Below are 11,697 nucleotides of genomic sequence, written 5' to 3' on the forward strand. Positions count from 1 at the left end.
CCGCGGAGTCGTCTACTGCCAGCGACTCAGCAGTTCGCGTTGCTGGCGTTGAGCGCATTCCAGCGTGATGGGCCTGAGCCGAAGGGTCGTCCCTGGCTTGCATTGGGCCAGCTGGGCGATGGCCAGCGGCGTCAGCGCGCCGAGCCGCGGATAGCCACCAATGGTCTGTCGGTCGTTGAGCAGCACGATGGGCTGGCCATCCGGCGGAACCTGGATGGCGCCCAGCGGAACGCCTTCGGAAATCATCGACTGACGCGAGCTTCGCAGCGCCGGCCCGAGCAGGCGGACGCCCATGCGGTCGGCGCGCTGATCCACTGTCCACACACAGTTGAACGCGTCGAACAGGCTTTGCCCGCCGAAATCACCGATTTGCGCGCCCACTATCACCGACAACGCATCCGGCATCGACAGTGGTAGTGCGTGGCTGGCATTCATCGCGCGCGGCTGTGGCGGAGCGGCGCTCCAGCTCAATCGATCACCCGGCGCCAGCGGTCGGCCGTCTCCGTGCAGTCCACCCAGGCCTTCACGGCGCACCGTGGCGCAGCTGCCCAGCAGTTGCGGCGCGATGAACCCGCCGGGCGCGGCAAGGTAGGCGCGCACGCCTTGGCGTGGCTGGGCAACGCTCAGGCGTTGGCCTTTGCGGATGCTGAAGCTGCGCCCTGGCGCGAGGGGCTGATCATCCAGCGTGGCGCCAAGGTCGGCACCGCATAGCGCCAGGCAGCCGTCGGACTCGGCGAGCAGCACGAAACTGCCCAGGGTGATCTCCACCGTGGCGGCTTGCAGTGGGTTGCCCAGCAACCAGTTGGCCCAGGCCTGGGATACCCAGTCCGCGGCACCGCCCTGGGTGACGCCCAGGTGACGAACGCCGAACCTGCCGCCGTCCTGCAGGCTGGCCAGCGCGCCACTGCGTTCGATCAGCAGGCTCATGGCATCACCGCAAACGGACTGTCGTCGCCGCCGAGGCGGACGAATTCGGCGCGCTCGATGGGCTGGAAACGCACGCGATCACCGGGCTGCAAGAGGCTGTAGCCGTCCATTTCTCGGTCGAACAAGCGGGTTGGGCTGCGACCGATCAGGTTCCAGCCGCCGGGCGATACGAGCGGGTAGATGGCCGTCTGGCGGTCAGCGATGCCCAGACTGCCCGCCGGCACCTGTTGGCGCGGCGTCATCAGGCGCGGTGTGGCGAGGCACTCATCGACCAGCCCCATGAAGGCGAATCCCGGTGCGAAGCCCAGGGCAAACACGTGATAGAGGCGGCTGCTGTGGCATTCGATCACACCGGATACGCCGAGACCGCTGCGCTGGCCGAGCGCCTCGAGTTCGGGCCCGACGCAGGGGTCGTACCACACCGGGATGTGCAACTCGCGCGCCTCGCCGGTGAGTTCTGGCTCCAGACCTTGCAGCGCCTGGGCCATGCACGCGCGCGCCTGGCGGTCGTCGAGCTGCCGTAGGTCGTATTGCACCAGCACGGTGGTATAGGACGGAACCAGGTCGAGCAGGGCGGGGCCGAAGGCTTCGCGCAGGCGTCTGGCAGCGGCCAGCAGCCAGGGCATGTGGGCTTCGTCGATGTCCTCGAACAGGCGCAGCATCAGGCTGTCGATGCCGACCACTTCGATTCGTGGCGTCACGCCGTCAGGCCCTGCAGTGCCTGACGAATGCGCTGGACGGCGGTGATCGAGCCGGCGTTGTCGCCATGTACGCAGAGCGTGTCGGCGCGCAACGTCAGCGCGCTGCCGTCGCTTGCGGTCAGCGGCTCGCTCTTGGCCAGTCTCAGTGCCTGGGCGATGATCGTATCGGCGTCGTGATGAACGGCGCCGGGCAGGGCGCGGGACACCAGCCTGCCAGTGGGGTCGTAGGCGCGGTCGGCGAATACCTCGAACCACAAGCTCACGCCCAACTCATCGGCCATGGCCTGGCTGGCGCTGTTGTCGCGAGTGGACATCAGCATCAGTGGCAGCGACGGCGCATAGGCCACGATGGCGCTCATTGCCGCACGCAGCAGTTCCGGCTGGCGCATCATGTCGTTGTACAGGGCGCCATGGGGTTTGACATACCGAACCTGGGTGCCTTCGGCTCGGCAGATACCGTCCAGCGCGCCGATCTGATAAAGCAGCATGTTTTCCACTTCATCCGGGCTGCACGCCATGGAGCGACGGCCGAAGCCGACCAGATCGGGATACGCCGGGTGCGCGCCGATCCTGACATCGTGTTGGGTGGCCAGCGCCACCGTGCGCCGCATGATCTGCGGGTCCGAGGCATGGAAACCGCAGGCGATATTGGCGCAGTCGATGAACGGCATGACCTCCGCGTCCAGGCCCATGCGCCAGGCACCAAAGCTCTCGCCGATATCGCAATTCAGAAGTAGGGCGTTCATGGGTTCCTCTGTTGCGGACGTCCCGAAGGGGCTGGAACAGGCGCTGAAAAAAATGATGATAAAGCATCGGTGATGCGATTGATTCGATAGATGGCACGCGTGCTTTTATCGGCCCGCGGATGTGCATTGTTGTATGCTTTGCGGCTCGATTCAGCCTGGGGAGCAAGCCGAGCCGGCTCACCCGCTCAGCGCGAAAATGCGCGCCTGCAGGACGACTCATCTTGCCCGAGCGCCAGGCTGCACGCGGCGACAGCCCTTCTGAATGACCCCACGACCGGATACCGCCCGATGCGCATAGAACCCCGCCCGCTGCCTGAATTGTTGCCTGATCTGGGCGACTTGCCGCCCTTGCTGACGCGCCTTTACGCGGCGCGCGGTGTGCAGTCGGTGGCGGAGCTGGACAAGGGCCTGGCGCGTTTGATTCCGTATGGCCAACTCAAGGGCATCGATGCAGCGGTGACGCTGCTGGTCGAGGCGCTGGAAAAGCGCCAGCGCATCCTCTTCGTCGGCGATTTCGATGCCGATGGCGCCACGGCCAGCACGGTCGGCGTACTGGGGCTGCGCCAGTTGGGTGCGGCCCACGTGGACTATCTGGTGCCCAACCGCTTCGAATACGGCTATGGCCTGACGCCGGAAATCGTCGCCGTGGCGCTCGAACGGCAGCCCGACCTGCTGGTGACCGTCGATAACGGTATTTCCAGTGTCGAGGGTGTAGCGGCGGCGAAGGCGGCCGGGCTCAAGGTACTGGTGACCGACCACCATCTGCCGGGGCCGGCGTTGCCGGCGGCGGATGCCATCGTCAATCCGAATCAGCCCGAATGTGCCTTTCCGAGCAAGTGCATCGCCGGCGTCGGGGTGATTTTCTACGTGCTGCTGGCCTTGCGCGCCCGGCTGCGCGAGTCGGGCTGGTTCGCCCGCAATGGCTGGGCAGAACCGAATCTGGGGGAACTGCTGGATCTGGTCGCTCTGGGCAGCGTGGCCGACGTGGTGCCGCTCGATGCCAACAACCGCATCCTGGTCCATCAAGGGCTCGCGCGGATTCGCGCCGGTCGGGCCCGCCCGGGGCTGCGGGCGATTCTCGACGTTGCGGGCCGCGATCATCGGCGGATCACCTCCATCGACCTGGGCTTCATTCTCGGCCCACGCCTGAATGCAGCGGGACGGCTGGATGACATGGCACTGGGCATCGAGTGTCTGCTCTGCGACGACGAAGCGCTGGCACGGGACATGGCGGTGCAACTGGATCAACTCAACCAGGACCGCAAGGGCATCGAGCAGGGCATGCAGCGCGAGGCGCTGGCTCAGCTCAAGGACTTGTCGTTGCAGGACATGCCGTTCGGTCTCTGCCTGTTCGAGCCGGACTGGCATCAGGGCGTCATCGGGATCCTGGCCTCGCGGTTGAAGGAGCGTTACCACCGTCCGACCATCGCCTTCGCCGATGCCGGAGAGGGCGTGCTCAAGGGCTCGGCGCGCTCGGTCGCGGGTTTCCACATCCGTGATGCGCTGGACGCCGTGGCGGCGCGCCATCCGGGCCTGATCAGCAAATTCGGTGGCCACGCGATGGCGGCGGGGCTGTCACTGCCGCAGGAGCACTTCGCGGCCTTTGCCGCTGCGTTCGATGCCGAGGTACGCCGGCAACTGTGTGAGGACGATCTCACCGGGCGTCTGCTCACTGACGGCCAGTTGAGCATCGAGGAATTTCATCTGGAGCTGGCCAAGGCGCTGCGCAACGCCGGGCCCTGGGGCCAGCATTTTCCCGAGCCGCTCTTTCACGGGGTATTCCAGTTGGTGCAGCAGCGCCTCGTCGGTGAGAAACACCTGAAGATGGTGCTCAAGAGCGAGTGCGGCTCGCTGACACTGGATGGCATTGCCTTCAACATCGACCGCGAGACTTGGCCCAACCCCAACGTGCGCTGGGCGGACCTGGCCTACAAGCTGGACGTCAACGAATTCCGAGGTCGCGAAAGCGTGCAACTGCTGGTGGCGCATATCGCAGCGCGTTAAGCGACTGCGAGAGATCGGCGGAACCCTCTGTGCGGGCACGCTGGCTGGTCGCCCATCGCAAGATCGGTGATCTGAATCGGCCTACATTTGCTATGCCGTGATTGATTGTTGCCGTCTCACAGGAGGCCTAGAGTGGTTGGATTACAACAACAACCCTCCGGAGCCTGCGATGAGCGAATCGACGCTGCACCACCGCGCCTGTCATCTGTGCGAGGCCATCTGCGGCCTGACCCTCGAGGTCCGTGATGAGCAGATCCTATCGATCAAGGGCGATCCGCAGGACAGCTTCAGTCGCGGTCATATCTGCCCCAAGGCCGTCGCGCTGCAGGATATCCAGAACGATCCGGACCGCCTGCGCCATCCAATGCGCCGGGTCGGCAACGAGTGGCAAGCAATCGAATGGGATGCTGCGTTCGAACTGGTTGCCGAGCGCCTGGCGGACATTCGTGAGCGTCACGGCAATAATGCGGTGGCGGTCTATCAGGGCAACCCCAGCGTGCACAACTACGGGTTGATGACCCACAGCAACTATTTTCTCGGCCAATTGAAGACGCGTAACCGCTTTTCCGCGACCTCGGTGGATCAGCTGCCGCATCACTTGACCAGCCTGATGATGTACGGCCATGGCCTGCTGATCCCCATTCCTGACATCGATCACACCGACTTCATGTTGATCCTCGGCGGTAATCCGCTGGCCTCCAATGGCAGCATCATGACTGTGCCGGATGTCGAAAAACGCCTCAAGGCCTTGAAGGCGCGCGGCGGCACGCTGGTCGTTGTCGACCCTCGCCGGAGTGAAACGGCAGCCATGGCGGACCAACACCTGTTCGTTCGCCCAGGCGAGGACGCGGCGCTGCTGTTCGGCTTGCTCAACACGCTGTTCGACGAGGGGCTGACTCGTACCTCTCACCTGCCAGTGGCCGGGCTGGACGAGCTGCGCGCGGCGGTGGCGCCTTTCACGGTCGAGGCAATGAGTGCCCGCTGCGGCGTGCCCGCCGAGGGGATTCGCGCGTTGGCACGGGCGTTCGCGGCAGCGGACAAGGCCGTCTGCTACGGGCGCATGGGCGTTTCCACCCAGGCATTCGGCACGCTCTGCCAGTGGCTGGTGCAGGCGATCAACTTGGTCACGGGTAATCTCGACCGGGTGGGCGGCACGCTCTGCACCCAACCGGCGGTAGACCTGGTCGGCAGCACCTCGGGCGGTCACTTCAATCGTTGGCAGAGCCGCGTCTCGGGATTGCCCGAATATGGCGGCGAGCTGCCAGTCTCGGCGCTGGCCGAAGAGATGCTCACCGAAGGGCAGGGGCAGATTCGCGCGTTGGTGACCGTGGCCGGCAATCCGGTATTGTCCACGCCCAACGGGCGGCAGCTGGAGCAGGCGCTCGATGGGCTGGAATTCATGCTCAGCGTCGATTTCTATATCAACGAAACCACCCGTTACGCCGATCTGATCCTGCCACCGACGGCTCCGCTGGAGCATGATCACTACGACACCACGTTCAACGTCTTTGCGGTGCGCAACGTCACCCGCTTCAACCAGGCCGTGCTTGGCAAACCCGAGGGTGCGCTGCACGACTGGGAAATCTTCGTCGGTCTGGCCAAGGCGTTCGCCGCGCGTACCGGCGCGGAGTTGAAACCGACGATGGCGCCCGAACAGATGATCGACCTCGGGCTGCGAGCCGGCCCCCACGGTGACGGCAGCGAAATGCGCCTGAGTCTTGCCAGGTTGCGCGACTACCCGCATGGCTTGGACCTGGGGCCGCTGCAGCCGAACCTCGGTGGTCGTCTGAAAACCGCCGACCGGCATGTCCAGGCCGCGCCGCCATTATTTCTCGGCGACCTGAAGCGTTTCGCGGCTGCACCGTCGCCGCAGCCGGACCAGTTGTTGCTGATCGGACGCCGGCATGTGCGCAGCAACAATTCCTGGATGCACAATTACCACCGCCTGGTGAAGGGCAAGCCACGCCATCAACTGCTGATGAATCCGGCGGACCTGGCTCGTCTCGAACTGGTGGATGGGCAGCGGGTACGGGTGCGTTCGCGGGTGGGCATGATCGAGGTCGAGGTCGCGGCCAGCGACGAGATGATGCCCGGTGTGGTCAGCCTGCCGCATGGCTGGGGGCATGCGCGACCTGGCGTGCAGATGGGCGTCGCCAGCAGCCAGCCCGGCGCCAGCGCCAACGATCTGACCGATGAACGCCAGCTGGACGCTTTGTCCGGCAATGCCGCGCTCAATGGCGTGCCGGTGCGGGTGGAAGCCGCCTGATTTCGGTCAGCGCGGCTCGCGACCGCCGTCACACCCCGTCACCGAATCGCCTCCCGAGCACGGCCGCGATCGGGCAAACTCGTCGAAACAGTCTGTACTGATGGATGTCCAACGCGCATCCATTGCAGCGAGGTTGCCATGACACAGCTTTTTCAGCCGCTCACCCTGCGTCAGTTGACGCTGCCCAATCGTATTGCCGTCTCGCCGATGTGCCAGTACTCGGCCAAGGCCGGGATGGCCAACGATTGGCACCTGGTTCATCTGGGCAGCCGTGCGGTAGGCGGCGCCGGGCTGGTGATCATCGAAGCCACCGCAGTGACCGCGGACGGGCGCATTTCGCCGCAGGATCTCGGCATCTGGTCCGATGAACATGTCGAACCACTGCGTCGCATCACACGTTTCATCGAAGCCCAGGGTTCGGTGGCCGGCATCCAGCTGGCGCATGCGGGGCGCAAGGCGAGTACTTGGCAGCCCTGGTTGGGACGCCATGGCAGCGTGCCGATCGCAGCGGGTGGCTGGACGCCGGTGGGGCCGTCGACCATCGCCTTCGATCCTGAGCACGCGGTGCCGACGGCACTGGACGAGGCCGGGATCGCTGACGTCATTCACGCCTTCGTAAGGGCTGCCGAGCGCGCCCTGGCGGCCGGTTTCAAGATTGCCGAGGTGCATGCGGCACACGGCTACCTGCTGCATCAGTTCCTGTCGCCGCTGTCCAACCGCCGCCAGGATGATTACGGCGGGTCGTTCGACAACCGTATCCGTCTGCTTCTCGAGGTCACCCAGGCAGTACGGGGTGTATGGCCTGAAGAGTTGCCACTGTTCGTGCGGCTGTCCGCGACCGATTGGGTGCAGGATGGCTGGAACGCGGAAGAAACCGTCGAGCTTGCGCGCCGCTTGAAGACCGTGGGGGTCGACCTGATCGATGTGTCGTCCGGCGGCACGGCGGCCAATGCCGAGATTCCGGTCGGTCCCGGCTACCAGACCCAGTTCGCCGAGCAGGTCCGGCGCGAGGCCGGCATCGCCACCGGCACGGTCGGCATGATCACCGAGGCGGTACAGGCCGAACACATCCTGCGTACCGGCCAGGCGGACCTGATCCTGCTGGCGCGCGAACTGTTGCGCGACCCCTATTGGCCATTGCACGCTGCGGAGGATCTGCGTGACAGCTCGGTTCCGTGGCCCGCCCAATACGTGCGCGCCGCTCACCGGAACACGCCGATCCGGCGGCTTCCCGACGCGCTCGACTGACTTCAACCATCGCTTTCAGCAGGTAATAGCTATGAAGACCTCCGGTTTGCTCGACCAATTGCTCAAATCCGGGCAAGACCTTCTCCAGAAGCAGCAAGGCTCGGCTGCGCGCTCAGGCAGTGCCGCAGGCGGAGGCTCGCTCGGCGACATGCTGTCCGGTGCGGGTGGGCCCCTTGGCAGCATCCTCGGCGGAGGCGGCGGTGCCGGTGGCGTCGGGCGGGGCGCCTTGGCGAGCGGGGCGCTCGGCTTGTTGCTGGGGAGCCGGAGCGGCCGGCGTCTCGGCGGCAAGGCCGTCACTTATGGCGGTCTGGCCGCGCTCGGGATGCTCGCCTACAAGGCCTACGGCAACTGGCAGGCGCAACAGGCCGGCGCGGGGCAGACGAGCGCGACGCGGGTCGAGCCGCAAACGGTCGATCGCCTGCCGCCTGATCAGGTCGAGGAGCACAGCCGGGGCATTCTCAAGGCGCTGGTCGCGGCGGCCAAGGCCGATGGCCATGTCGATGACCAGGAACGCAAGATGATCGAAGCTGAACTGGCCCAGCTCACCGACGATCCCCAATTGCAGCATTGGCTCGAGGCGGAGCTGAACAAGCCGCTGGACCCGGTCGAGGTTGCTGCTGCCGCCAGCACGCCGGAGATGGCCTCGGAGATGTACCTGGCCAGCGTGCTGATGGTGGACGAGGAGCATTTCATGGAACGCGCCTATCTGGACGAACTGGCCCGCCAGCTGAAACTCGATGCCCAGCTGAAGGCCGAGCTGGAAAGCCAGGTGCGCGGCGTTTCCGCCTGATAGCGCCCTGGCGCGGCGCTGTTGCCCGCCCCAGGCGCAGTCCCGATGGACATCGCTTGAACCGGCCGCGCCGACGGTCTCGCGCGGGCTGTCAGCCGCGGCCTGCTGCGTTATAATCGTCGGCTTTTCGCACCGTCCGATTGAGAGCTGCCTACCTATGGAAATCAACCCGATCCTCAACAGCATCAAGGACCTGTCCGAGCGCACCCAGTCAATTCGGGGGTATCTTTGACTACGATCAGAAGCATGATCGTCTGGTCGAAGTAAACCGCGAACTCGAAGACCCGAACGTCTGGAACAATCCTGAGTACGCTCAGAACCTGGGCCGTGAGCGAGCGACGCTGGCGCTGATCGTCGAAACCATCGACGACCTCGAGGGTGGGCTGGCCGACTCCCGCGACCTGCTCGACATGGCCGTCGAAGAAGACGACCAGAGCGCCGTCGACGATGTGGCCGCCGAGCTGGATCGTTTGCGCGGTATTCTCGAAGGGCTGGAATTCCGCCGCATGTTCAGCGGCGAGATGGACCCCAACAACGCCTATCTGGACATCCAGGCCGGTTCTGGCGGCACCGAAGCCCAGGATTGGGCCAACATGCTGCTGCGCATGTACCTGCGCTGGGCCGACAAGCACGGTTTCGACGCGACCATCATGGAATTGTCCGAAGGCGAGGTCGCCGGCATCAAGGGCGCCACATTGCATATCAAGGGCGAATACGCCTTCGGCTGGCTGCGCACCGAGATCGGTGTGCATCGGCTGGTGCGCAAAAGCCCGTTCGACTCCGGTAACCGCCGTCACACGTCATTCACCGCAGTGTTCGTCTCGCCTGAAATCGACGACAACATCGAGATCGAGATCAATCCGGCGGACCTGCGTATCGACACCTATCGCTCCTCCGGCGCGGGCGGCCAGCACGTCAACACCACCGACTCGGCGGTACGGATCACCCACGTGCCGACCAACACCGTGGTCAGTTGCCAGAACGAGCGCTCCCAGCACGCCAACAAGGACACCGCCATGAAGATGCTGCGGGCCAGGTTGTACGAGCAGGAGATTCAGAAGCGCAATGCGGCGTCCCAGGCGTTGGAAGATTCCAAGTCCGATATCGGCTGGGGTCACCAGATCCGCTCCTACGTGCTCGACCAGTCGCGCATCAAGGATCTGCGCACCGGCATCGAACGCAGCGATTGCGACAAGGTCCTCGACGGAGACATCGACGAGTACCTCGAAGCCAGTCTCAAGCAGGGGCTGTAAGCGACTGCGCCTGGCCAGGCAATCGGGCAGACGGCGTTGCGCCTTCATCCATTGGCCAGGTTCGGTGGGCTGAAGCCCACCCCGCGTTACAGGCAGCTTTTCCAGGTGTAGGGTGGGCTGGGCGCCCGGCCCATCCTACCCAGGATCCATCCACTAGATTTCCAGGCATTTTGAAACCATGAGCGAACAACCGCTGAACCAGCACGCCATCCAAGAGGAAGAAAACAGCCTGATCCTTCAGCGCAAGGAAAAACTGGCCGCCGAGCGCGCCAAGGGCAACGTTTTCCCCAATGACTTCCGTCGCGACAGCTACTGCAACGATTTGCAGCTTAAATACGCCGACAAGACCAAGGAAGAGCTGGCAGAAGCGGCAATCCCGGTGAAGATCGCCGGTCGCATCATGCTCAATCGTGGCGCCTTCATGGTGCTGCAGGACATGACTGGACGCATTCAGGTCTACGTCAACCGCAAGACGCTGCCGGCCGAAACCCTGGAGGCGATCAAGCACTGGGACCTGGGCGACATCATCGCCGCCGAAGGCACGCTGGCGCGTTCAGGCAAGGGCGACCTCTATGTCGAGATGACCGCCGTGCGGCTGTTGACCAAGTCGCTGCGCCCGTTGCCGGACAAGCACCATGGCCTGACCGACACCGAGCAGCGCTATCGCCAGCGCTACGTCGACCTGATCGTCAACGAAGAAACCCGCCACACCTTCCGAGTGCGCTCGCAGGTGATCGGGCACATCCGCAAGTTCCTCAACGAGCGCGACTTCCTCGAAGTCGAGACGCCGATGCTGCAGACCATTCCGGGCGGCGCGGCGGCCAAGCCGTTCGAGACGCACCACAACGCGCTGGACCTGCCGATGTTCCTGCGCATCGCGCCGGAGCTGTACCTCAAGCGCCTGGTGGTCGGTGGTTTCGAGCGTGTGTTCGAGATCAACCGCAACTTCCGTAACGAAGGCGTTTCGACCCGGCACAACCCTGAATTCACCATGCTCGAGTTCTACCAGGCCTACGCCGACTACGAAGACAACATGGACCTGACCGAGGAGCTGTTCCGCGAGCTGGCGCAGTTGGTCCTCGGCAGCACCGATGTGCCATACGGCGACAAGCTGTTCCACTTCGGCGAGCCCTTCGCGCGGCTTTCGGTGTTCGACTCGATCCTGAAATTCAATCCGGACATCAGTGCCGCCGACCTGCGGGACATCGATACCGCGCGCGCCATCGCCAAGAAGGCCGGTGCCAAGGTCCTCGGCTTCGAAGGGCTGGGCAAGCTGCAAGTGATGATTTTCGAGGAGCTGGTCGAGCACAAGCTGGAACAGCCGACCTTCATCACCCGCTATCCGTTCGAAGTCTCGCCGCTGGCGCGTCGCAGCGACGACGACCCGAGCGTCACCGACCGCTTCGAGCTGTTCATCGGTGGCCGCGAGATCGCCAATGCCTACTCCGAGCTGAACGACGCCGAGGACCAGGCCGAGCGCTTCCATGCACAAGTGCGTGACAAGGATGCCGGCGATGACGAAGCCATGCATTTCGATGCAGACTTCGTCCGCGCTCTGGAATACGGCATGCCGCCGACGGCGGGCGAAGGCATCGGCATCGACCGGCTGGTGATGCTGCTGACCAACTCGCCGTCGATCCGCGACGTGATCCTGTTCCCGCACATGCGTCCTGAAGTTTGACCGCGGCCGTCCCGCCGCTCGGGTGACTCGCCGAGCGGCGTCCGGTATCGCACGGTGATCCGTCGGCGGTGCCCGTTTGCA

Annotated in this window: 9 protein-coding genes; 6 read left to right on the plus strand and 3 right to left on the minus strand. The window is 64.6% G+C overall.

Features of this window, described 5'->3' with window-relative positions:
• Nucleotides 1-12 precede the first annotated feature (12 nt).
• From GQA94_RS09795 to GQA94_RS09805, 3 genes are read right to left on the minus strand one after another with little or no spacing between them, the layout of a single operon-like run.
• On the minus strand, nucleotides 13-927 hold the full coding sequence (locus GQA94_RS09795) for a biotin-dependent carboxyltransferase family protein (RefSeq protein ID WP_158187835.1): 915 nt from the start codon (nucleotides 925-927) through the stop codon (nucleotides 13-15).
• The gene (gene pxpB, locus GQA94_RS09800; protein ID WP_158187836.1) at nucleotides 924-1,628 is read right to left on the minus strand and encodes a 5-oxoprolinase subunit PxpB; all 705 of its coding nucleotides are present in this window, start codon (nucleotides 1,626-1,628) and stop codon (nucleotides 924-926) included. The genes GQA94_RS09795 and pxpB overlap by 4 nt, the downstream gene beginning before the upstream one ends.
• Nucleotides 1,625-2,374, minus strand: a complete 750-nt coding sequence (locus GQA94_RS09805) for a 5-oxoprolinase subunit PxpA (protein ID WP_158187837.1) — start codon at nucleotides 2,372-2,374, stop codon at nucleotides 1,625-1,627. Before GQA94_RS09805 ends, pxpB begins: the two co-directional genes overlap by 4 nt.
• A 288-nt stretch (nucleotides 2,375-2,662) precedes the next feature.
• On the opposite strand from GQA94_RS09805, the gene recJ reads away from it, so the two are divergent.
• The 6 genes from recJ to lysS all read left to right on the plus strand — a co-directional run bounded on the left by recJ (nucleotide 2,663) and on the right by lysS (nucleotide 11,616).
• Entirely contained in the window at nucleotides 2,663-4,378 is a 1,716-nt protein-coding gene (gene recJ / locus GQA94_RS09810; protein WP_158187838.1) for a single-stranded-DNA-specific exonuclease RecJ, read from the plus strand.
• Nucleotides 4,379-4,547: 169 nt separating this feature from the next.
• Nucleotides 4,548-6,644, plus strand: coding sequence for a molybdopterin oxidoreductase family protein (locus GQA94_RS09815; protein ID WP_158187839.1), 2,097 nt, complete (start codon nucleotides 4,548-4,550; stop codon nucleotides 6,642-6,644).
• Nucleotides 6,645-6,782: 138 nt separating this feature from the next.
• Entirely contained in the window at nucleotides 6,783-7,892 is a 1,110-nt protein-coding gene (locus tag GQA94_RS09820; protein ID WP_158187840.1) for an NADH:flavin oxidoreductase/NADH oxidase, read from the plus strand.
• 31 nt (nucleotides 7,893-7,923) lie between these two features.
• Nucleotides 7,924-8,682 carry a tellurite resistance TerB family protein gene (locus GQA94_RS09825; RefSeq protein WP_158187841.1) on the plus strand — a complete coding sequence of 253 codons (759 nt, stop codon included), beginning with the start codon at nucleotides 7,924-7,926 and terminating at the stop codon, nucleotides 8,680-8,682.
• Between the two features lie 157 nt (nucleotides 8,683-8,839).
• Nucleotides 8,840-9,935 (plus strand): peptide chain release factor 2 gene (gene prfB / locus GQA94_RS09830; RefSeq protein WP_158187842.1). Its coding sequence is split into 2 segments (ribosomal slippage): nucleotides 8,840-8,911 and nucleotides 8,913-9,935, totalling 1,095 coding nucleotides; the frame shifts between segments, so codons are not numbered across the junction.
• A gap of 178 nt (nucleotides 9,936-10,113) precedes the next feature.
• Nucleotides 10,114-11,616, plus strand: coding sequence for a lysine--tRNA ligase (lysS, locus tag GQA94_RS09835; RefSeq protein ID WP_158187843.1), 1,503 nt, complete (start codon nucleotides 10,114-10,116; stop codon nucleotides 11,614-11,616).
• The last annotated feature ends 81 nt before the right edge of the window (nucleotides 11,617-11,697 follow it).

The organism is Stutzerimonas stutzeri, from assembly GCF_009789555.1.
Classification (GTDB): Bacteria; Pseudomonadota; Gammaproteobacteria; order Pseudomonadales; family Pseudomonadaceae; genus Stutzerimonas; species Stutzerimonas stutzeri_R.